At 41.2% G+C, this 20,515-nt stretch carries 22 protein-coding genes, 2 tRNA genes and 1 pseudogene; 14 read left to right on the plus strand and 11 right to left on the minus strand.

The window, feature by feature from the left end:
- Positions 1–93: 93 nt before the first annotated feature.
- Positions 94–1,749 (plus strand): choice-of-anchor I family protein, encoded by a 1,656-nt coding sequence (locus tag ACE3JL_RS23425; protein WP_375328506.1) that lies wholly within the window; start codon positions 94–96, stop codon positions 1,747–1,749.
- Here the strand turns inward: ACE3JL_RS23425 and tsaB are convergent, their stop codons facing one another.
- The 4 genes from tsaB to ACE3JL_RS23445 all read right to left on the minus strand — a co-directional run bounded on the left by tsaB (position 1,750) and on the right by ACE3JL_RS23445 (position 4,188).
- A complete protein-coding gene (gene tsaB / locus ACE3JL_RS23430) occupies positions 1,750–2,352 on the minus strand; it encodes a tRNA (adenosine(37)-N6)-threonylcarbamoyltransferase complex dimerization subunit type 1 TsaB (RefSeq protein ID WP_271989643.1) in 603 nt (200 codons plus the stop codon). It abuts the gene before it with no gap.
- 25 nt (positions 2,353–2,377) lie between these two features.
- Positions 2,378–2,449: transfer RNA gene (locus tag ACE3JL_RS23435), tRNA-Lys, on the minus strand.
- A 63-nt stretch (positions 2,450–2,512) separates the two neighbouring features.
- Positions 2,513–3,385, minus strand: a complete 873-nt coding sequence (locus tag ACE3JL_RS23440; protein ID WP_375328507.1) for an aldose epimerase — start codon at positions 3,383–3,385, stop codon at positions 2,513–2,515.
- A gap of 116 nt (positions 3,386–3,501) precedes the next feature.
- The gene (locus ACE3JL_RS23445; RefSeq protein WP_375328508.1) at positions 3,502–4,188 is read right to left on the minus strand and encodes a diacylglycerol/polyprenol kinase family protein; all 687 of its coding nucleotides are present in this window, start codon (positions 4,186–4,188) and stop codon (positions 3,502–3,504) included.
- A 55-nt stretch (positions 4,189–4,243) separates the two neighbouring features.
- Between ACE3JL_RS23445 and yidD the strand changes: the two genes are divergently transcribed.
- Positions 4,244–4,474 (plus strand): membrane protein insertion efficiency factor YidD, encoded by a 231-nt coding sequence (gene yidD, locus ACE3JL_RS23450; protein WP_271989648.1) that lies wholly within the window; start codon positions 4,244–4,246, stop codon positions 4,472–4,474.
- Positions 4,475–4,490: 16 nt separating this feature from the next.
- On the opposite strand, the gene ACE3JL_RS23455 is transcribed toward yidD, so the two are convergent.
- The gene (locus tag ACE3JL_RS23455) at positions 4,491–5,249 is read right to left on the minus strand and encodes a DUF2993 domain-containing protein (protein ID WP_271989649.1); all 759 of its coding nucleotides are present in this window, start codon (positions 5,247–5,249) and stop codon (positions 4,491–4,493) included.
- 198 nt (positions 5,250–5,447) lie between these two features.
- Between ACE3JL_RS23455 and ACE3JL_RS23460 the strand changes: the two genes are divergently transcribed.
- The gene (locus tag ACE3JL_RS23460; protein ID WP_271989650.1) at positions 5,448–6,587 is read left to right on the plus strand and encodes a ferrochelatase; all 1,140 of its coding nucleotides are present in this window, start codon (positions 5,448–5,450) and stop codon (positions 6,585–6,587) included.
- Between the two features lie 69 nt (positions 6,588–6,656).
- A tRNA-Arg gene (locus ACE3JL_RS23465) sits at positions 6,657–6,729 on the plus strand.
- A 740-nt stretch (positions 6,730–7,469) separates the two neighbouring features.
- On the opposite strand, the gene ACE3JL_RS23470 is transcribed toward ACE3JL_RS23465, so the two are convergent.
- Positions 7,470–8,219 (minus strand): Uma2 family endonuclease, encoded by a 750-nt coding sequence (locus ACE3JL_RS23470; protein WP_150976411.1) that lies wholly within the window; start codon positions 8,217–8,219, stop codon positions 7,470–7,472.
- 271 nt (positions 8,220–8,490) lie between these two features.
- On the opposite strand from ACE3JL_RS23470, the gene ACE3JL_RS23475 reads away from it, so the two are divergent.
- Positions 8,491–8,616, plus strand: a complete 126-nt coding sequence (locus ACE3JL_RS23475; RefSeq protein WP_334310895.1) for a DUF4351 domain-containing protein — start codon at positions 8,491–8,493, stop codon at positions 8,614–8,616.
- Positions 8,617–8,816: 200 nt separating this feature from the next.
- Here the strand turns inward: ACE3JL_RS23475 and ACE3JL_RS23480 are convergent, their stop codons facing one another.
- The 3 genes from ACE3JL_RS23480 to ACE3JL_RS23490 form a co-directional block, all read right to left on the minus strand.
- Positions 8,817–9,971 (minus strand): pyridoxal-phosphate-dependent aminotransferase family protein, encoded by a 1,155-nt coding sequence (locus ACE3JL_RS23480; protein WP_375328509.1) that lies wholly within the window; start codon positions 9,969–9,971, stop codon positions 8,817–8,819.
- Positions 9,972–10,254: 283 nt separating this feature from the next.
- Complete coding sequence (gene trpC / locus ACE3JL_RS23485; RefSeq protein WP_375328510.1) at positions 10,255–11,145, minus strand: indole-3-glycerol phosphate synthase TrpC; 891 nt, start codon at positions 11,143–11,145, stop codon at positions 10,255–10,257.
- A 138-nt stretch (positions 11,146–11,283) separates the two neighbouring features.
- Positions 11,284–11,496, minus strand: coding sequence for a hypothetical protein (locus tag ACE3JL_RS23490; protein WP_108936364.1), 213 nt, complete (start codon positions 11,494–11,496; stop codon positions 11,284–11,286).
- Positions 11,497–11,915: 419 nt separating this feature from the next.
- Here ACE3JL_RS23490 and ACE3JL_RS23495 point away from each other — a divergent pair, with 419 nt between their 5' ends.
- Positions 11,916–12,530 carry a hypothetical protein gene (locus ACE3JL_RS23495; protein WP_375328511.1) on the plus strand — a complete coding sequence of 205 codons (615 nt, stop codon included), beginning with the start codon at positions 11,916–11,918 and terminating at the stop codon, positions 12,528–12,530.
- Between the two features lie 2 nt (positions 12,531–12,532).
- Positions 12,533–12,823: a DUF3288 family protein gene (locus ACE3JL_RS23500; protein WP_185239536.1), complete on the plus strand. Its 291-nt coding sequence runs from the start codon at positions 12,533–12,535 to the stop codon at positions 12,821–12,823.
- Positions 12,824–12,988: 165 nt separating this feature from the next.
- Here the strand turns inward: ACE3JL_RS23500 and ACE3JL_RS23505 are convergent, their stop codons facing one another.
- Both ACE3JL_RS23505 and ACE3JL_RS23510 read right to left on the minus strand, forming a co-directional pair.
- Entirely contained in the window at positions 12,989–13,894 is a 906-nt protein-coding gene (locus tag ACE3JL_RS23505; RefSeq protein ID WP_271992750.1) for an Npun_R2821/Npun_R2822 family protein, read from the minus strand.
- 281 nt (positions 13,895–14,175) lie between these two features.
- Positions 14,176–15,171, minus strand: a complete 996-nt coding sequence (locus tag ACE3JL_RS23510) for a glycosyltransferase (RefSeq protein WP_271992752.1) — start codon at positions 15,169–15,171, stop codon at positions 14,176–14,178.
- A gap of 118 nt (positions 15,172–15,289) precedes the next feature.
- On the opposite strand from ACE3JL_RS23510, the pseudogene ACE3JL_RS23515 reads away from it, so the two are divergent.
- The 7 genes and pseudogenes from ACE3JL_RS23515 to ACE3JL_RS23545 all read left to right on the plus strand — a co-directional run.
- Positions 15,290–15,568 (plus strand): annotated as a pseudogene (locus tag ACE3JL_RS23515) (type II toxin-antitoxin system HigA family antitoxin); the annotation flags it as partial.
- 255 nt (positions 15,569–15,823) lie between these two features.
- The gene (locus ACE3JL_RS23520) at positions 15,824–16,963 is read left to right on the plus strand and encodes a hypothetical protein (protein ID WP_375328512.1); all 1,140 of its coding nucleotides are present in this window, start codon (positions 15,824–15,826) and stop codon (positions 16,961–16,963) included.
- Positions 16,964–17,284: 321 nt separating this feature from the next.
- Complete coding sequence (locus tag ACE3JL_RS23525; protein ID WP_375328513.1) at positions 17,285–17,923, plus strand: DUF6789 family protein; 639 nt, start codon at positions 17,285–17,287, stop codon at positions 17,921–17,923.
- A complete protein-coding gene (locus tag ACE3JL_RS23530) occupies positions 17,913–19,025 on the plus strand; it encodes a hypothetical protein (protein WP_272078260.1) in 1,113 nt (370 codons plus the stop codon). The genes ACE3JL_RS23525 and ACE3JL_RS23530 overlap by 11 nt, the downstream gene beginning before the upstream one ends.
- Before the next feature lie 11 nt (positions 19,026–19,036).
- Positions 19,037–19,852: a pre-toxin TG domain-containing protein gene (locus tag ACE3JL_RS23535; RefSeq protein ID WP_375328514.1), complete on the plus strand. Its 816-nt coding sequence runs from the start codon at positions 19,037–19,039 to the stop codon at positions 19,850–19,852.
- Positions 19,849–20,091: a hypothetical protein gene (locus ACE3JL_RS23540; RefSeq protein ID WP_002749544.1), complete on the plus strand. Its 243-nt coding sequence runs from the start codon at positions 19,849–19,851 to the stop codon at positions 20,089–20,091. The genes ACE3JL_RS23535 and ACE3JL_RS23540 overlap by 4 nt, the downstream gene beginning before the upstream one ends.
- 64 nt (positions 20,092–20,155) lie before the next feature.
- Entirely contained in the window at positions 20,156–20,461 is a 306-nt protein-coding gene (locus tag ACE3JL_RS23545; protein ID WP_375328515.1) for a MafI family immunity protein, read from the plus strand.
- Positions 20,462–20,515: the final 54 nt, after the last annotated feature.

A 20,515-nucleotide genomic window follows, 5' to 3' on the forward strand; every position in this document is an offset into this window, starting at 1 on the left:
CTTTACTAGGAAATTAATTTTGCACGACTACTTAACTTGGGGCTGAAAAAATGCGATTGTTTGGCGTTTTCTTGCGGGTTTTCAGCTAAAAATATGATTCAGGCTATCGATCGTCACCATTGGAAATTTCTATTAACCTTGCTGTCAATTGCTGGCAGTATAAATATTGTTACTGAATCAGCCTCAGCTTTAAATATCACCCGATTAAGCAGTCTTGGCAATAGTACAAATGCTGCTAATAACTTCGGGGCAGAAATTCCCGCTTATGACTCCGCTAGTCGCAGATTATTCCTGACCGGTCCGAATAATCGTCTAGATATTGCCGATATCAGCAATCCCGCTAGTCCAATTCCCTTACCCTCGATCGATCTTAGCTCCTACGGTGCAGGGGTTAACAGCGTTGCCATCAAAAATGGTATCGTGGCCGTGGCTATGGAAGCTAGTACGATTACCAATAACGGCAGTGTGGTCTTTTTTAATACTAATGGTGTCTTTCAGAGTCAGGTGACTGTGGGCGCTTTACCAGATATGTTAACCTTTACTCCTGACGGTAATCGGGTTTTGGTCGCTAACGAGGGGGAAGCAGCTAATGGTGTCAATCCCGATGGTTCTATTAGTATTATTGACCTTAGTGCTGGTGTTCTCAATCCCACGGTCAACACTGCCACTTTTACCAGTTTTAATGGTCAAGAGAATGCTTTAAGAAATCAGGGAGTCCGCATTTTCCCCGGTCAAACGGTTTCCCAAGATGTGGAACCAGAATACATCACTGTTTCCGACGATGGAACCACTGCATGGGTAGCTTTACAGGAAAATAATGCTGTTGCCGTAGTCAATATTGTTAACGCTCAAGTCACCAGCATTTTACCCCTAGGAGCCAAAAATTTTAACGCACCGGGTAATGGTTTCGATCCTAGCGATCGAGATGGGGTAGTATTTGGAGGAGCGACTAATTCCCCAGCAGTCAGAATTAATAATTGGCCGGTTTTTGGCTTATACCAACCAGATACGATCGCTACCTTCACCATCGCCGGACAAACCTATTTAATTACTGCCAATGAAGGGGATACTAGAGATGAGGCCGGACGAGTTTCTACTCTAACCTTAGACCCCAATGTTTTCCCTAATGCGGCCGACTTGCAATTAGCCCGAAATCTTGGCCGTTTGGATGTTTCTACTATCGACGGACTTAACGCCCAAGGTGAGTATAGCCAACTTTTTGCCTATGGTGGTCGTTCTTTTTCGATTTGGAATGTCACTAATGGACTGTCCCAAGTCTTCGATAGTGGCGATGATTTTGAACAAATTCTAGCGGCTTTTTCGGCAACTCCCCTAACTCCTAGTATCTTTAATTCTCAAGGCGATCCTAGCAGTTTCGATGGTCGTAGCGATAATAAGGGGCCAGAACCGGAAGGGTTAGCATTGGGAACTGTGGGTAATCGTCTCTATAGTTTTATTGGTTTAGAACGGGCCGGCGGTTTTATGGTTTATGATATCACCGATCCCAATAATCCTTTCTTTACTGATTATATCAACGATTGGCAATTAGGCGATATCTCTCCCGAAGGATTATTATTTATTCCCGCTGCTGATAGTCCCAATGGTACTCCCCTGTTAATTGTGGCCAATGAAGTGAGTCGTAATGTAGCGATTTATTCCGTTGAACCTGTCCCAGAACCTAGCGCAGTTTTAGGATTGCTAACCCTCGGATTAGCTGGTTATAGTTTGAAAAAAAGAGGCAATTGCTAATCACATCCCGTAAAATGGTAGTGCCTCCGACCAATGGGGGCGTTTTCCCGTTTGCCAGTCCAAATAGGCTAAATCGAGGATATCGGGGGCATTTATGCCTAAATAACTGGGTGTAGCTAATCTTTGATAGGAAATGGTTAAGTTTCCTAATATCTGCTGCCATTGTTCCAAAGTCATCAGGCTATCAGCTAAATATACCCGATTACCCTGATAGATGCCCACATACAATTGTCCTCTAGTAGCGGGCATTTCTAGGGCTAGATAGGTATCGAGGGGGTAAAAATCCCGTTGTGACCAAGCAAAGGCCGCTAAACTGGAGACGGTAAAAATCGGTAGCTGTAATTGTTGTGCTAGGGTTCTAGCAGTGACTATACCGATGCGGGTACTGGTAAAGCTCCCTGGCCCCTTAGCAGTGGCTAGAAAGGCTAAATCAGACCATTTTTGCGGGGCTAGGAACTTTTTTAGATAGGGATGGAATAGGTTCGATAAGTCCCTGTCTAAGTCCCAAGTTTGTTGACGACTATCATCGCTGAAATTAGAGAGAGCCAGTCCTAGTTGGGGACTGCTGGTATGCAAAGCTAATCCATAGACAGGGGAAGACAAGTCAATCTTTATCAGTAAGTTTTTATGGGTCGCCTGGGATTCGAACCCAAGACCAATCGGTTAAAAGCCGAGTGCTCTACCGCTGAGCTAGCGACCCGTTTCGTGTTCTGCACACGATTTATCAATATAACATCTTATTTGGGCTAAGTCAAGGGGTAATTTAAATTTGATTGACTCGCATTTCCACGATCGCCTCGCGGCTGCTCTGGGGTTCTAAGTAGGTCAAATGTTCGCCTGTGTTGAGGGCGTTGCGGGGAGCGCTCCAGGGTTCGAGACAGATATAATTTTTATCTTTCAGGGTCCAAAAAACTATAGTTGTATAGAGATCGTCGTAACCGATAACAATTTGACGTTGATGATAGGAATCGCTAAAACTACTTTGATGGCGAGTAATTTGCAGAAAAGCGGCATCAATTTCTTCGAGATTAAAGTCAAAGTTGCCGGAGTAGGAATGGAGGGTTTTCGTGCTTTGGTCGAGGTATTGGGAGGAGGGAATATCAAAGGATAATCGGGTTTTATCTGTCACTTTAAAATAGGGATGAAACCCGATAGAAAAGGGCATTTTTTCGGGGGAAAGATTAATTACTTTTTGGTGAATTTTGAGGCTGTTTCCTTGCAATTGATAGGTAAAGATTAATTTAAAATCAAAAGGATAGACTTGACGAGTGCCTTCATTACTGTTTAATTCTAGGGTTAAACTAGCGGCAGTTTCGCTGCTTTGTTTGCTCACTTGCCAGGGTAAATCACGAGCAAATCCGTGTTGTTTCAGGGTATAGTTTCGGCCTTGGTGTTGATAGCTATTATCGGGTAAGTTGCCACAGATAGGAAATAAAATCGGTACTCCTCCGCGGACGCTGAGGTTAGGATCTTTGAATCTTTCTGTGTCCAGATAGAAAATATCTTCTCCGCAAATTTGCCAACGGGTGATGATTCCTCCTCTAGCGGGAACCACTTCCAGATAAGCGTCAGCTTCTTCATCCTTGAGACAATAGGTAAGGTATTGATTTTGGTTTTGAGTGATAGTAAAGGTCATATCAGTTATCAGTTATCAGTTATCAGTTACCAGTTATCAGTTATCAGTTATCAGTTATCAGTCATCAGTTATCAGTGAATATCATCGGTCTTCGGTAGCTTGAAAGCTGAGATAAACTAGCTTGAGATGAAAATTTGGGTAAGAAAATAGGCAATGGTGGCACTACCAATCGGTACAGTGAGATTATCTATACCTAGTTTCGAGAAAGTTTCTAGAATAGTAGCTCCGATCGCCGTTAATAAAGATACTAGAATAATTGACGGATTAATGCCATTAATAAAAGATAAAATAATCAAGCTGACTAAAAAGCTGATTCCCAACATAGTCAGGGAACCTTCCCAACTTTTGCCACTGCCGAAAATTTTGTAGGGATGTTGACCGAAATTTTGTCCGACTAGGGCTGCTAATCCGTCTCCTAAAGCCATAATTAAAATACCCATGGCTGCGTATTCGGGGTGAGAAATTGGCCAAAAATAAGCCACGAGAACACCGATACTAACAGCATAAAAAAAAGTTCCCCAACTGCGGCGGCCAACACTATTAAGACTGGGTAAAATGGGGAAAAAATAGGATAGGATAGCGATAGTTGCCGCTAGGATAGCGGCGCTTATTCCCACCCAAGCGGGGATATTTAACCACCAAGCAAAAAGGATAACGTTTCCTGTGCCAATGTGGACAACTTTGCGGGTAATTTCGCCATCGGTACTGAAAACACTTTTTAATTTTTCAGCGATCAGAATCAGAACAGCTAGGTAACAGGCGACTAAACCGATCGAAAATAGGAGAGAGTGGGATAGTTCCACGTGGCAAAAGCGAAAATTGACTATCTATTTAGTTTAGGCGATCGAGGTGACATTGATGAAAGGAATTTTTATTGGTTTAATTAAGGGATATCGACGGTTTATTTCGCCGCTATTTCCCCCTTCCTGTCGTTTTCAACCCACCTGTTCCCAGTATGCCATAGAAGCGATTGATCGCTTTGGTGTGCTGCGGGGTTCTTGGTTAGCAATTAAGCGCCTTCTCCGTTGTCATCCCTTTCACCCCGGAGGTTACGATCCTGTGCCTCCCTGTAGCCACAAGCACGATTAAAAGGCAAAAATCCTGCCTATTTTCTTTGGGGAAAACGCTCGATATCGGCGATACCATAAAAGATAATCTGTTTATCTTTTAAACGTAGTCGATCGACCCTTAATTGAGTACCATCGAGAGCAAATTTATCCAAATCCATGAGGTTGTTAACATGGCTGATTAAAGCTTCTCCTAAAGCTTTCGATCTTTCGTCCCCTTGGTAAACCACATCAACAAATTGAATTTTTCGCCGTTCTTCCACAACCACAGCAGTGGTCATTTCTAGCAGAATTGGTTCTTCTTCTGCCAATTTAATTAGACTTTTCAGAGTTAAAGTTTTATCGTCATTGAGAATTAATTCTGTATTCTGACAGTGAATTGATTTACCTTCGCACTCTAATCTTTGCAGTTTTTCGACAATAAAAGGTGTATTAAAAGAGGTGGTTAAGTCTTCTTCCGTTAAAACTACCCGCAAAGTGGCGCGCGTCGGTTGACGGAGTTTCACCTGTCCAGTAAAAATGGCACTAAAATCGATCGCCACCGCTTGCACATACAATTCCATGGCTTCGATGCGTAGGCCATTGTACATGAGCATCGACTGACCGATAAAGTCAAAACCGTCGATACTGCCTTGCAGTAATTTGGCTACGGGTTCGGCGCGGACAGTGGCTGTCAGCTTGCCTGTGCGTTTGAATAATGCAGCGATCGCAGCACTCACCACTTTACTGATGAGTTGATCGCCGCTCTGATTGGGAAAAGGTAAGCTACCAAACACGCCTGCTGTCATATCTCTCATAAGTGGAACTGCAACGATCTTAACATTATTTAAAGTTTCTTTACATATCGTTTTATTAATCAGGATGATAAGCAATCTGTATGATTCTGTAGAGGTTATAAATTTTTAGCGGTCTATCCCGTGCTAGGGGATAGGATAGAAAAGTGCTACTATCCCAGTGATATAGCGTTTTTCACTTAGAAAATCGGGGTTAAAAACGTGGTTGCCATTTCAGATCAACAACCGTTAGCCGCTACCCATAACCACAGCGATCGAGTGGCGGTATTATTGATGGGATACGGGGAAGTGGAGAGTTACGAGGACTTCGCCAACTATAATGAACAGGCCTTAAATTTGCTGACGGCTAAGTTCGCTCCTGTGCCGACTTGGGTTTATCCTCCCCTAGCGAAATTATTGGCTATATTTGACCTACACGAATGGCAGCACCAGCATAATCACTTTATTTCCCCCCATAACCACATTTTTGAGCATCAAAGACAGGAAATCGAGCGCAATTTACAGGCAAAATGGGGTAATCGGGTGGAGGTATTCAAAGCGTTTAACTTCTGTGCGCCTTTTTTACCAGCACAAGTATTAACGGAAATCCGCGAAGGGGGATTCGAGAAAATTTTGATCTATCCTCTCCTCGTGGTTGATTCTATCTTTACCAGTGGCATTGCGATCGAACAGGTTAACAAAGCTTTAGCTCAAGGACAAACGGGGGAACATTGGGTTAAAGGATTGCGCTATATTCCCTCGTTTTATAACCAACCCGCTTATATAGATCTAATGGCGCGGTTAGTGGAGGAAAAAATCGCTGCTGAGGTAGCTAGTAGCTGTCTTCCCTCGCAAATTGGCATTATTTTGATGAATCACGGTTGTCCCCACGAAGCTAAGGGATTTACGTCGGGAATCGATGAAAGTCAAGCTTTATACGAGTTAGTCCGGGAAAAATTAATCTATCGTTATCCCTTGATTTCTGTGGGTTGGTTAAACCACCAAACCCCTTTAATTAAATGGACGCAACCGAATGCAGAATTAGCGGCGAGGAATTTAATCGAATTAGGGGCAAAAGCCTTAATTTTTATGCCAATTGGCTTTGCTACGGAAAATCACGAAACTTTACTAGATGTGGAGCATATTATCGAAGCTTTACGCCGCAAACACGACCAAGTTAATTATGTGCAGATGGCCTGTGTCAACGATAACCCCGAATTTTGCCGGATGGCTGCCGATTGGGCCCGGGAACATATCGAAGCTTTGCTATCACAAGAGGCTTTATCTGTCAATAGTTCGGTAACAATTCCTCACATTCATTCCGATCACCATCATCACCACGGACACCACCACCATCATTAAGTTTGGACGGCGAAAATTAGTCATACCACTTGTCACTTTTGGAAGTATGATCTATAATTGTGCTTCCGTGGGTACGTAGCTCAATGGATAGAGCATCCGCCTTCTAAGCGGACGGTTGTAGGTTCGATCCCTACCGTACCCGTTATGATGGTAGTGTAGGTCTTGATCTAGAAAGTCCCTTTACAGGTTCTGGCAAGACAGGAAATAGTGGAGCAACGAATAGCGCATGGATTCTTAATTCTAATAGTGGGTTGGGAGCCAATTCCCTTCGATTCTATGGAATGCCCTCAGTCCTTACTGTCCCTGGTTCGCCAGTCAGTGTCCCCGAACCCTCTAGCCTTCTTAGTTTTATCACCCTAGGCGGCTTAATGCTAGGGGGTGCTGTTAGGCTTACTGGGGGCGGCAGTGACACTTAATACCAAATCCGTTGAGTATAGGATACATTAGATATCAGGACAGGCAAAAGGCAAGAGGCAAAAGGCAAAAGAGGGAATAGATAATCAGTTTGGCTCTACCGAACCTGTCATGTAAAACTATTAACAACTTATGCTTGTAAAGCTTGTATAGTAAAGCTTTGAGTTTTTGTTAGATTGATATTTATCAACTTTAGAGCATTGCTGGACAGAGAGGGAGCTTGGGGAATTTTCTACATTGTAAGTTCGGAAGAACCATCAGTTTTTAATAACCAGATTTAGTATAAGAAGACGGGTTTCTTTGAGAAACCCGTTTTCTGGAAGGGAGAGGAGGTGCGGGTTTCCTCTCTCTTTTTTTGGGGAGGTTTTTTGATACCTTGGAGAAGTCAGTCCCGACGAAAAAATTCTCACCCCCAGAGATGAAAGAGGTTTCCTTCCCTACACCCCACACCCTCTTTCAAGTCAGATACTACACTTCATCAGGGTTAATTCCAAGCGCTCTGAGCCTTTCAGCCAGCCGGATGGTTTTTTGTTCCGCCTCTTGTTTAGCCAGCCGTTCTTGAGTAGCGATCGCCTCTGCGTTCATCGCTCTTTCCTCAGCCGTTAGATAGCGATTTCCTGACTGGTCATACCAGTATAACCATTCCCGATACCAAGCAATATGTTCTCCTTTTTCGTAACCCAGCGCCAAGCCAATTTCAGGCAACCAAACTCGATTATTCTCACTTTCTAGAAGTTCATATTTTCCTGATATTAATTTATATACTTCTAATCTTTGTCGGTTTTTAAATCTTCCCCTTCTGCCACTGAAAGGATTGTATATTACATAATACAGAATCCCCAGGCTTTGATAATTTAGAAATTTTTCCTCATATTCACTATTATACTTCTCGGAAATTACCTCTAAAAACAAAATTGGTAATATATATTTTTCTCCCCACAAAACATAGCTTAACCGACCTCTTTCTCCCGTATCATGGTTGACTCCAACTGCTAAGAAACCGTCGGGGACAAAAGCTGGTTCGTCTGGGTTGTAATAAACAGCCATATCTACCCCAAAATACCAATCATCTCGACCAGACCAAATTAAGGATAATAAATTTAGCAGCAGATTGGGAAGATCATTCTGTAACTGATTGTCCACTGGAGTTTCATCGGAAGAGGGCAATTCTCCAGCGCTGGGAAGAGGGCGATTTTTGTTATAGGTGAGATTAACCATAGCTCCTGCAAGCGTGGTGTTTAATTACTGGTAATTCTAACAGAAAATTACGGTTTTACATTTCGCTGTTTTTGTGCAGTTTCTCAAAGCACTTTATCAAAACTTGGCTCAAGGTTTTCTTTAATTTCATCAACCTGATTAATTTCTTGGTTAGGAGGGTAAATTCAGCAGTTACCCCTAGGAGTTGCTTTAATGGTACTCACTACTCTCAAAGGAACCCAAGCAGCGGAAGAAGCTTGCTCTGCGGCTCCTTTCCCGTCACCTCGGTGAAGTGACCACTGAAATGCGATCGCAAATTCCATCTCTCTCAATTAATCAACTGGAAGCTTTAGGAGAAGCCTTGTTAGATTTTACCAAACCCGAAGATTTGGAGGAATGTTTGCGATCGCATCTTTAGGTGAACCTGCTGTTAAAACTATTTGGTGGAGACTGGGAGGGTGACGTGATATCAGCCAGACTTGGAAACTATCTGATCAAAATAGTTCCCCCATAGAACCCCCTTGAGCCAAATTGCACACTTTTCTCTCTTTGTCAAATTTTATGTTAACAAAGATGTGACTGATGGATAGGGGGAGAAGGGGAAAATCCAATCTAAGATTAACCCTGCACCATCACAGAGGCAGCCGCAGCCACACCAGCGCCGGGGGTAACACTTTCGACACCTAACTCGATTAAAGTCGCTTCAATGGCAGCGATAACCGTGAGGATATCCCTCTCACTGGCAAAACCTAAATGACCGATACGGAAGATTTTACCCTTGAGATGATCCTGACCACCAGCGAGAGCGATGTCGAACTTTTTATTGAGAGTCGAACGAATTTTTTCCGCATCCACCAGAGTGGGGGCCACCGCAGTAATCGCCGTGGAAGCCCAGGAATCCGCCGCGTAGAGGGGCAAATCCAGGGCGCGCATACCTGCCCGCGTCATCTGCGTTAAGCGTTGGTGACGGGCGAAAATTGCCGCTAATCCCTCTCTTCTCATCATTTGCAGAGAAGCTTGTAAACCGTACATCAGGTTAACTGGAGGGGTAAAGGGGGAACTATCCTCATCGGTGGCTTTTTTGTATTTGCCCAAATCTAGATAAAAACGGGGCAGTTTGGCGGTTTCGTAGGCTTTCCAAGCTTTTTGACTTACGGAAACAAAACCTAAACCGGGAGGAATCATATAACCTTTCTGGGAACCAGAACCGACCACATCTAAACCCCATTCATCGATGGGAATATGATAAGCTCCTAAACTGGTGACAGCATCGACGATAATTAAAGCTTCCCCGTGGTCTTTTACCGCTTTGTTAATGCTTTCCAAGTCATTGAGAACCCCGGTGGAAGTTTCTGAATGGGTGATAATTACCGCTTTGATGGCTTTTTCCTTGTCTTCGGTCAGTTTAGCGGTGAATGCTTCTGGATCTAGGGGTTTACCCCATTCTGCCTTAACTACATCCACATTTAAGCCGTAGGCTTTCGCCACTTTCGCCCAACGTTCCCCAAATTTACCATTATCCCCCACCAAAACTCGATCGCCGGGGCTGAGAAAATTAATAATTCCCGCTTCCATGACACCGGTTCCCGAAGCGGTTAACATTAAAACATCGCCACTGGTTTGATGCAACCATTTAAGATTTTCGGTTAATTCGGCGATTACCTTGCTAAAAGCACCCGTCCGATGACCTATCGGTGCTTTAGCCATAGCCAATAATACCGCTTCCGGCACTGGTGTGGGGCCGGGAATCATCAACATATTTTTATTTTCCATGGTTCGTCCTCTCTCGTTGGGCCATATTTAACAAAGATAAAAAACCAAATCTCGATCGCATCAATTCTGAGGGGATGATTTAAGATTCGGCAAACTCTGATTATATCCCGGCAGATAGCCTTGTCAGTTATCAGTGATCAGTAGTCGGGAATCAGGATTCAGGAGATAGGGTGATAGGGAATTGGGGTGATAGGGTGATGAGACAGCTTCCCCATCTCCCCAATTCCCCACTTCATAATTCATAATTTATAATTCATAATTCCCTCTCCCCACTTCCTAACTCCTATTCCCGATTTTCAAACAATTTCTGGATACCGACGGCAGCATCAGGCAGTTTTACCAAAGATTCGCCAATTAGAACCGCATTTGCTCCCGCTTGCTTCACTTTCGCCAGATCTGCGGCTGTGTGTAATCCCGATTCGCTGACGATTAGAATACCTTTTTCTCGCACCTTTTCGCCTCTGGCTTCTAGTAATTGGCGAGTATTGTCTAAATCGACTGTAAATGTCTCTAAATTGCGGTTATTGATGCCGATTAGTTCGATTCCCTCAATGGCTAACACTCGATCGAATTCGGCCAGACTATGCACCTCTACCAAAGCTGTCATCCCTAAACCCTTGACAATTTTGACAAAATATGCTAGGTCTTGATCGCTTAAAATAGCGGCAATTAAAAGGACGGCATCGGCTCCTTTAGAGCGAGCGTAGTAGATTTGATAGGGATAAAGGATAAATTCTTTGCATAATAGGGGTAAAGATACCGCTTGCCGGACGAGGCTAAGATTTTCGTAACTACCTTGAAAAAATTTACTATCGGTTAAAACCGATAAACAAGTGGCTCCTCCCTGTTCATAGGTACGGGCGATCGCTACAGGATCAAAATCTTCGCGGATGACTCCCTTGCTAGGAGAAGCTTTTTTCACTTCGGCAATCAAAGCGGGTTGGGTTTTACCCTGTTTTAAGGCGGCTAAAAAGTCGCAAGGTGGCGCAGTATTAGCTATTTTTTTGCGTAATTCTAATAAAGGCAACCTTTCACGCAATTTATCGACTTCGATCTCCTTATGCCAAACGATTTCTTCTAAAATATTTTGTGGTTGTGCCTCTGGCACTTTCACCACATAACTCAAACTCTCAACTTTAACGGCAGGATTGGGGTGTTTTCTTCGGATCTGCATTTTTTCACTGTCCAGAGCTTAACAGTGATTAGTGTAACAGTGATTAGTTATCGGGAATTGAAATAGAGACGGGGAAAACCACGTCTCTACAGACATTTATCTATACTTGTGTGGATATTGCCAATCTTCACCGAAAGGCTATTGCATAGCTTCGATCGAACGTTCTAAAATTTGGTCTTGACGTTTTTCTTCTTCTTGGCGATTTTCAGTTAATAAAACCCGCGCTTTCGCAGTTTCTGCCTCTCCTTCCCCTAAAAGCTCCTCTGTACGAGTTAAGACATTTTCTTCGAGCATTCCTTCTGCTTGTCGTTCTTGGGTTAAATTGAGACGAGCTTTTTCTTGAATATTCATAAATTTATCCTTGCCACAGGTGCGATCAACTTCTACCTTCAGTCTGACACAAATTTGCTATTCCGTATCATTAACTACAGAAAAATTTAGAATCTTACTGGCGAAACTGAGATTTAGGTATTTGTTCTCATTCCTTAAATAGACAGGGATCGATCGACCTCAAGCTATACAATAAAACCTATGGAACAATTCCCCAGCTTAATCAAGCTTGTATATCGGGGTAATAATACTAAATCCGTTGAGTAACGCACAGAAAACGGGTTTCTCGGAGAAACCCGTTTTCTACTCATGCACTCATGAAAAACGGAGAATAAATAATCAGTTTTTAATAACTGGATTTAGTATAATTATCGATTGCCTAAACCAAGAGATTTCTTGACAGTATCCGATTCTATCGTAATATCCTATTTGCACAGCTTATGACCAAAGGTAATTTAAACGATCTCATCCGTACAGAAGCTAATAAAGAGGTAGAATCCCAAACCTCTCCTTCTCCCAAACGTCCGAAGGAAACTAACACCACCCTACAGGCAAAAATTAACGACTTAACAACAGAGTTAGAAAAAACCGAGAAAAATCAGCAAACTCTCCAAGAAAAGGTTATTTCTCTGGAAAAAGAACTTCAAGAACATCTAGAACTATCTGTCAGTTTACAGCAGTTACAACAACAGACTGAGCATTTAGAATCTGTCCTCTCGGAAAAAACTACTTTGGTGGCACAATTATCGAGTCAATTAAGTAAGACAGAAACAGAACTGACTGAGAAAAAACAGTTAATTGAAAAACTATCGAGTCAATTAAGTAAAACAGAAACAGAACTAACTGAGAAAAAACAGTTAATTGAAAAATTATATAATCAAATTAAAACCCTAGAAAATAGTCCCCCCCCCTCCCCTGAACCCTCACCAATTACCAAACCTGTGGCGAAGAAACCCAGTCTTTATAACTTTGAAATGGCAACTTTAGCCCGTTATATTGCCCCCAATCCTACCCCCACAGAGTTAACGGATTCCGAAATCGGTTGGTTCGATTAATTATGGCTAGTAAAAATCAAGAACAACAACATCCACAGGAAAGACTAGATCGCCTGATTGTTGATCAGCTGCTGCAATCAGAACCCAATGATTTAAACTTAGCTGAATGCGCTCGTTTACGCATACGTTATCAAAACTTTCCGGGAGCAAGAGAAATCCAAAGAGATTTAGATTTAATCTTAGAAAAATGGCAGTTAGATGAAGCCAGTTTATGGGCAAAAACTCGACAACTGCACAGTCACGGACAAGTGTATCAAATTCGCCAAAGCGAGGAGCAACAGGATTGGAGTTAAATTAAGCTATAGGCTTGAAAAAAACACTTCTTCCCTTTCACCTTATCTCAGAAAATAATATTATTGTAGGGGCGAATTGCATTCGCCCTCTTTTAATAACTGCTGCTGTTCACCTACCTATATGTGAGAGAAAGTCACAAATAGGAGATGCACCAAAAATAAAACCTATAATTTGATTTTATCTAATAATCTCTGCAACGGATTTTTGGGTTTACTTGCTGGCGGATCTGCGGGGGGATTAGGATCATCTAGATAACGATAATATTTCCAGATATCCCAGTAAGGACATCCCGGTTCAATACGAATTCCTGCCCAATGTAAATATTTTAAGGGCTGATTTAATCTCGGATCGATTAAGATATTCCCCTGAGGTTGAAAATGAGAACTTCCCGCCCAATTTCCCGCTTGACAACCCGGGGCGCGGATAATATTAAATCGATTGGGAACTCGTTTGAGAATGGTATAATTAATAATCGGTTGATCGGAGGTTTTTTGAGAAAAATCAAAATATTCTGGATGAGCGGCACATTCTTGAAAAGCACCATATAATTCCTGTTCTGAGAACAGATTCTTTTTACTAGCCCAAAAACCACCGTTAAACATCCCGGTTAGATCATTTTCTGTGAAGATTCCCTGTTCTAAAACAATCGGATTAAAGACATCAGTAATCCCTTTTTTGTGTTGGTAATCACAGCAGAGAAAATCGTAGGTATCGAGGAAATTTAGATTATCTATTATTTTTTCAAAAACTACGATATCGGTATCGATATAAAGAAATTGATCTAGTTCTCCAAACCAACACACCTGCTTGCGAAATTGATTGGGACGAGCAAAGAATTTTTCTCCGAAAATATCATAGATTTTTTGTGCTAATTCTTCCACTAATTGCAGATCGGGATAGAGAATAACGCCATATTTTTCTGCTAATAAATCGGCAATTTTTTGATAATTATTGTCGTAGGGAATCAAGATGACAGGAGAATCGGGATCGTACAAACGAATACTATTCATTAATGCGATCGCTTGCTCAATAACTCGATCGTTAGCGGTAATGTAAATCCCTCGCTTCATAAATATCCTCGGGGTAAGAGTTAGAAATAATTATATAGCAGTTATCTTAATGGTGAAGTAGAAAGTTTTCCTTTTGGGGAGTCAGCCATCAGACTTCGGCGTGAGCTTTTGTCGAACGCTTTTTTCTCCCGATATCCCTGTTCACTGATAACTGATCACTGATAACTGATAACTGATAACTGATAACTGATAACTGAATAGCTGATCAGTCTTTCTCTGTCAATTCTTAAAGTTGGTGCGTTTTATTTTTGAATTGGCGAATAATTAAGGAAAGCTTACTGCTACTTAAACAGTTTTTTCTTAAGTTTAGCCAGAGAACTCTGCATCCATAATTTTTTAAGTCGCAGGGGTTCTAAACCTTCTATATCAGCCGGATAGCGTTTTTTAATATCAAAGAAATCATTAATTTCTCTTAAAATTGTTTCAAAACGTGGTAGTAATTTTTCGGTATGATAATCATCGAGAAAATTAGCCGGTAAAGAATTGACGGGAAAATTACGGGCATAATTAAGAATACGTTCCAGATCGTATTGAGTGGAATAGGCCCCGATTTTTTGACAATTGAAACCGGGATCGAGATAATCGGCTAGGGCGCTATTGACGCTAGAAAATACCGTACAACCACAGGCTAAAGCTTCCAGGGGCGGTAAGCCAAAACCCTCCGTTAAACCGTTTACAGCCCAATATTCAGCCGAATCGTAGAGATAAACCCGACTGCGATTGAATAATCCCACTAAATCCTCCACATAGCTATCTAAAACCTTAACGCGACAGTGGGGACGGAGGGCGGGAACTAGACGATTGAGAAGATACTTTGAGGATTTGCGCCCCTGTACTAGGACATCGATATCCCTTTCTAAGCCTAAATTGAGAAATTCCGAGCCGATTTGATTAGGAAGATAGTAAATCAAAGCATTAGGAGCTTTTTCTCCCCAATAACCCATAGTATTACGGCTAACGGTGATAATTGGTATTTGGGAGGGTAAACGGAAGCCGTAACCTGTACTATGGGCATGATAAATGATATTATGCGATCGCAATCTTGTCACCAATTTAGGAACATCAAAACCCCAGCTAACCACAAAAATACTGTCATCGGAGCTTATTTTCACAAGTATATCCTCTAAAAAAGGATAATTTAACTCTTTTTGACGATAAGTCACAATCTGAGCGCTACAAATTTGACTAGCCAAATTGACGGTTTTCATTTCTGCCCACAGTCCACCCCCACCAAAGGGAGAAGTAGTACCGGGCAAGAGAAAATAGAGGTTTCTCATCAGGATAATAGAAGTTTTGGTTAAGCGGTAGTTTGGAGACTTGGCTATTCTATACTTAATTATTAAGGTGTGAGGTATCTAAAAGCAATAGTCGATCGAGCATAGATATTATTAAATTATGTTTGCCACTGATAAATACTTAGAATTATTAAAGCAATACCCTCCTCGTCCTATTCACAATGAGGAAGACTTAGAAATGATGCAGGAGGTTATTAATCGCCTTTTAGACAAACCCCAATTAACGGTAGAAGAAAGGGAATATCTAAATGTTTTAGGGTCTTTAATTTATGAGTATGAGGAAAATCAAGAGCCAATACCTGATATTTATGGAATTGAATTGTTGAAATTCATATTAGAGGAAAGAAACCTACAAAAGCAAGATTTGCTATCTATCTTTGGCTAGTGGGGAGATAGGGAGGCCACTTCGTGCGCGTTGCGAGGGAGAATAAATAAAAGCTGTGTACTGGAAACAACACACCATGCTGATCAAGGATTTATGCGATCACCTGACGGAGTGATAATAGATAACACATCATTGGAGCGGACAGATGTGATATTTTGGGTTTGAATTGAGCATTAGAGGCGATCTCCTGCCGATCAATTCAGCCGTTAGCTTGCAGTAACGAACCTATGAAAATTGAGGATTTTGGCAATGTTCAGTTATCTTAAAGGCTTTTTAGTTAGCCATGCTTCGAAGCTAATTCTATCTTTGTTGGTCGGAGTACCAGTGATCACAACTGTGAGTATCATTATATCCAATCAAATCGCCAAAAAAGAACCTATAGATTTGCAACCCGAAGAAGTAGTACGCAGACTACAAGAAGATTATCCGGGTTGGCAAGATAAACTTTTTGCCTGTCCTTGTACTGAAGACGAGATTATTCAACAAAGGAAGATTAACGCAAAATCCTATCCATTGACACCATCAAATGCAGCCGAGCGTCAACTTGAAATGTCTTATCATCCAGGAGCTAAAGGTTTTTATCGTTCTGCTGCTCCTGACGAATATCGACCGGAAGGAAGGAACGATTTATACCCATTAAGGCCAGGTCAGCAATGTACTTACGATGAGAATGGTAGATTAATCACCCATGGACCAGCAGCCGGAACACCCGATGCCTATGGTTCCAATGCGACGGATTCCTATTTCTTTACGTCTATAGGTAAAGGTAAGATAAGTGGATTGCACAGAACATGGGATGTGGACACTTATAAAAAGTTGGGATGGCGAGAGTATCACAAAATTTGGAAGCCGAACAACGGTAATAGCTGCCTATTCAATCCTTCGCCAGAAAATGTACGCTCATTAGACAAACAAATTGCCCAAGCTGAGTTTGGAATTCCTCGGTTATTAAGCGAAGGAGTTTTAGTTACTAATATTAGACTTTTTAGAGAAGATATTAAAGATCTCCTAGATGGCTCTCCAAGACCATTATATGAAGTTATATACGAATCAGGAAGTAAAGATAATGTAAAGAGAAAGTGGAGAAGATGGGTTCAATGTTCAAATAATAATCCCTGGATAGCTTATTCTCTTAATGATTACGATAACTTAAAAGAATCGCAAAATTCTCTTATAATGATTCTCAATCTTTCTCCTGGTAACTTCCCTAGCTATGTTAGCGATTATCGTTTATATTGGGCTATTTGCCATAATGAGTGGAATGTCTCCCAATCTTTCATGGAATTTGAATATAAAAAGTATGGATATTCACCTCAATTAGAGTTCAATGCAAGACCAATTTCTGAAGCAGAATTTTTGGAGGCTTTATATGGTGATCGTTCTTTATAACCCCTGACCTTAACCTCTTGTCTGACGAATTAGTGTGATCGCCGATCTTGTATTACCGAACTAATTGCCAGCATAACCTATTGAATCATCGATGGCTATTGTCTTATAATGCTGGTCAGTGGATTACACTTTTACACTTGGGAGCATCTCACCTTTGTAACCCCTAAATCAGGTTTTATGTCAAGCTATTTTGAAAGCGTTGCTAGAAACCAGTTTTAGGGACAAGTATAATTACTCACTTGCATAAATGAGATGCTCCCATTACACTTTACACTTTGCTAATTCACCCCACTGGACTGAACATTTACCAAAGTTGCATCAATGAACCAGCAAATACACTTAAAACCACAATTTGTTCTTGGAGCCGCTTCAATGGCTAGTGGTGCAGCTTTAGTGGTTTCAGTTATAACTGACGCATCTCTGGCAACGATACTTATTTATTTAGGAGCTTTTGCTGGGTTTTTAGCTGTTTCAAAATGGCTACGTTCCTCGCATACTGAACGTAAGATCATTCGAGCTAAAGCTATAACTGGTATGTCCGCCGGTGTTATTGCTACAGGTGCTTATGATCTATCAAGACTATTAATTGTCAAATCATTCAATATTCCCCTCAATCCATTTAAGGCAATTCCTGTCTTTGGACAGCTAATTATAGGTGCTAATTCTTCTGAATCTGCTGTCTTAATTTGGGGAATTTTATATCATCTACTCAATGGAATCTTATTTGCAGTAGCCTACTGTTTTTTATTTGGTAATCGAAACTGGAAGTGGGGCATTGCCTGGGCAATGTGCCTTGAAATTGCTATGTTCAGTATTTATCCATCTTGGCTTCACTTACAAGCGGTGATGCAAGAATTTACTATTGTTTCAATTTCTGGACATTTGGTATATGGCTCTGTTTTAGGTTTATTCTGCAATAGGTTCTTAAAAATTAATATTGGGGGAAGTTATGGAAACTAAGTTAATTAATTTTTGGTGGCGTGATTTACCTCTAGCAGCTAGTAGAGTTTCTGGATTTCTGTCTGTTATTCTAGCTGATGGAATCTACCTGACACACTGGTCAAAAGTTGCCGCTTATGCCCCTGTTATCTCACTTGTGTTAGGTTTACTAATAGGTTGGTTTCATTTTGCTCCTGGGGAAACTTTTACCTTTTCGATTGCTGTGATGGCACTTTTGATGGCAATCAGCAGTTTTGGAACTGGACTTGGAAGCCATCTTCTTGTCGGTTATGCCTTCGGTGATTTTTTTCTGTTTCAACACCCAAAAATAGGCAATATATTTCAGACTTTTTTTGTCGTTCAGATTCCTTTGCTACTCTCTTATGCTCTTTTATCGATTCTCTTAATATCAATACCCCTAACAAGTCAAGGGTTACGTTTGCAAACAGTTCCTCGTCTCAAGACTTTAGGAACAATTGGCTTAGTCACAGAGGGATTACTCCAAGCATTAATACAAAGTACCCTCGTATTTGTCTGGACACAGGCAGTACCGATATTGATTCGTCCGGTATATACATGGCAAGGTATTACACCACCGGTAGCGGCAATTCAACCTCTTCAATATAATGGGCAAATGTTAGCTTTATTGGCAGGAATATTAGGTGCTGTGAGAATTTTCTTGGAGTTCAAAAGTTCATCAGATTCCCAAGTAAAGGAGCGAGGGGAAAAACTTCGAGAGGTTCTCCTCAGTAGGAAGATGCCTAATAATTCTCTACCCCCTGTAATTGGAGTATTTATCAAAGCTATTTGTTCTACTGCAATGCTTTCAGGAATGTTATCTAACTGGTTTGAGGCAATCATTCTAGGATTATCTATTACCGGAGTAATGTTACTTCGAGATAGTACACCTAAAAAGTTAATCGGATGGGCAAATATAGTTAATCGTTTTCCTATTTTACTGCGTCTAATTGCTGCGACATGGTTGAGTTATTTTTTGGCTTCAATGATTATCGAACTAATGTGGAGAGGTGATTCTTTTATATCAATCGTGATTTCTACAATGGTCGGAATTATGATTTTTGCTCTACTGATGCCTAACCCAAAACAAAAAGCATTAGAATAGAGGAATCCCTAATGAAAAAAAGCACTCTTGTCCTATTAGTTTTTTCTGTAGTTCTGCTCTTTTATTCAGAGCCAGCAATGGCTCATAACTGTAGTGGACTTCAAGATTGTTATCAGCAATCTAAGTTAGCGGCTCTCGCGGCTGCTTTAATTGCTCTTTTGTTGAGTTTATTGCTTGATTTTTCTCCTATTGGCTATTGGAAAGGCTTACTTGAGGCAATTACAGGGAGAGATATTTTAACTGGTGATAAGTTGGCTTGGTGGCAAAGAGCATTGAATCTTGTACCGGGTGGCAAGGGAGCTAGAACTGCTGCTAAGGCTGTTGATGAGATTAGCGATACTGCTAAGGCTGTTAACAAAGTTAGTGATGCCGCTAAAGTGGGTGAAGAAATTGGTGATAGTGCTAAGGCTGCTGGTAAAATGGAGGAAAGGGCTAAAGCTGTTAATGAAGTGGTTGAGGCTGCTAAGGCTGAGAGTAATGTTGCTAAAGCTGAGGGTGAAACCGCTAAAGCTGTTGATGAAGTGGATGATGTGACTAATGTGAATGACCCATATAATATTGCAAAACAAGGGGGTAAGCACTCTGGATTCTATAACGAATATGCCAAAAAGCCAGACTCTCAAATCAGAAAAGGAATTGAATCTATAAACAAGCAAATTTCTGAACATCAAAAAAAGATTGAAGCTCCCCAACAATTTATACCTGATTTTGATAATCTTGATCCTAGACAGCAAAAAGCTCTTCCCGATAAATGGCAAAGTGACATAAATCGGCAGAACGAGCAAAAGACTATACTAGAAGGCCTACTCAAGGAGAGAGGACTATGAATACAGAATCTGTTAACTTTATCAAAGATCATGCACTTCTTCTCAAAGAAAAGTATAATGAATCCCTCGCAAAAATTAACGAAGCTGACATAAAAGGAGAGGACTCTTCTTTCTATAAAGGACAAAGCCTTGCTTATTATGATGCTCTTGATTTGATCAAGTCTCAGGTAGAAGCATTTGGGTACAACTCGAAGGAAGTCAACCTGGTTGTTCCTGAATTTGGCAAACAAGCAACTTAGCTAGTAAGTTGGGTTGACGCAAGGAAACCCAACAATTCCCCTAAAACTTCCCGAAAACTCAATTATGCAAAATCGTCTTGTCAAAACATCTTACAAACTCATTAAAAGCAAACTTAATGAAGTTATTCTTCTTACTAAGGAAGTGATGCAAGAAACTCAGATAGAGTTTGTTCGCTCCTATATTGATGCAGGTGAGTGGAGATTAGCGATTGAGACTTTGTGTGACATCTTATACGAAGATGAACTACCTATTTCTGCAACAGCATACAGCTTAATTCAAGAAATTAGCTCTTCTCTAGATCTAAAAAATTCTGTATGGGAGATTTTAAAGCCTCAAGTTCTAATAACGGTTCCCTTCCCAACGAGATAAGTAATGGACTGACCCTGCTAAATAGACCTCTCCAATAATAATAATTGTCAAAAT

Origin of the sequence: Microcystis sp. BLCC-F210 (assembly GCF_042134685.1) — a bacterium.
GTDB classification, from domain to species: domain Bacteria; phylum Cyanobacteriota; class Cyanobacteriia; order Cyanobacteriales; family Microcystaceae; genus Microcystis; species Microcystis aeruginosa_D.

Bases quoted from the DNA above. Each gene is read 5' to 3' on its own strand.
- ACE3JL_RS23440 (WP_375328507.1), bottom strand. From the start codon at position 3,385: ATGACCTTTACTATCACTCAAAACCAAAATCAATACCTTACCTATTGT.
- ACE3JL_RS23470 (WP_150976411.1), bottom strand. From the start codon at position 8,219: ATGGTTAATCTCACCTATAACAAAAATCGCCCTCTTCCCAGCGCTGGA.
- ACE3JL_RS23530 (WP_272078260.1), top strand. From the start codon at position 17,913: ATGGAAACTAAGTTAATTAATTTTTGGTGGCGTGATTTACCTCTAGCA.
- ACE3JL_RS23520 (WP_375328512.1), top strand. From the start codon at position 15,824: ATGTTCAGTTATCTTAAAGGCTTTTTAGTTAGCCATGCTTCGAAGCTA.
- ACE3JL_RS23545 (WP_375328515.1), top strand. From the start codon at position 20,156: ATGCAAAATCGTCTTGTCAAAACATCTTACAAACTCATTAAAAGCAAA.
- ACE3JL_RS23510 (WP_271992752.1), bottom strand. From the start codon at position 15,171: ATGAGAAACCTCTATTTTCTCTTGCCCGGTACTACTTCTCCCTTTGGT.
- trpC (WP_375328510.1), bottom strand. From the start codon at position 11,145: ATGCAGATCCGAAGAAAACACCCCAATCCTGCCGTTAAAGTTGAGAGT.
- ACE3JL_RS23425 (WP_375328506.1), top strand. From the start codon at position 94: ATGATTCAGGCTATCGATCGTCACCATTGGAAATTTCTATTAACCTTG.
- yidD (WP_271989648.1), top strand. From the start codon at position 4,244: ATGAAAGGAATTTTTATTGGTTTAATTAAGGGATATCGACGGTTTATT.
- ACE3JL_RS23480 (WP_375328509.1), bottom strand. From the start codon at position 9,971: ATGGAAAATAAAAATATGTTGATGATTCCCGGCCCCACACCAGTGCCG.
- ACE3JL_RS23490 (WP_108936364.1), bottom strand. From the start codon at position 11,496: ATGAATATTCAAGAAAAAGCTCGTCTCAATTTAACCCAAGAACGACAA.
- ACE3JL_RS23505 (WP_271992750.1), bottom strand. From the start codon at position 13,894: ATGAAGCGAGGGATTTACATTACCGCTAACGATCGAGTTATTGAGCAA.
- ACE3JL_RS23495 (WP_375328511.1), top strand. From the start codon at position 11,916: ATGACCAAAGGTAATTTAAACGATCTCATCCGTACAGAAGCTAATAAA.
- ACE3JL_RS23500 (WP_185239536.1), top strand. From the start codon at position 12,533: ATGGCTAGTAAAAATCAAGAACAACAACATCCACAGGAAAGACTAGAT.
- ACE3JL_RS23540 (WP_002749544.1), top strand. From the start codon at position 19,849: ATGAATACAGAATCTGTTAACTTTATCAAAGATCATGCACTTCTTCTC.
- ACE3JL_RS23525 (WP_375328513.1), top strand. From the start codon at position 17,285: ATGAACCAGCAAATACACTTAAAACCACAATTTGTTCTTGGAGCCGCT.
- ACE3JL_RS23455 (WP_271989649.1), bottom strand. From the start codon at position 5,249: ATGAGAGATATGACAGCAGGCGTGTTTGGTAGCTTACCTTTTCCCAAT.
- ACE3JL_RS23535 (WP_375328514.1), top strand. From the start codon at position 19,037: ATGAAAAAAAGCACTCTTGTCCTATTAGTTTTTTCTGTAGTTCTGCTC.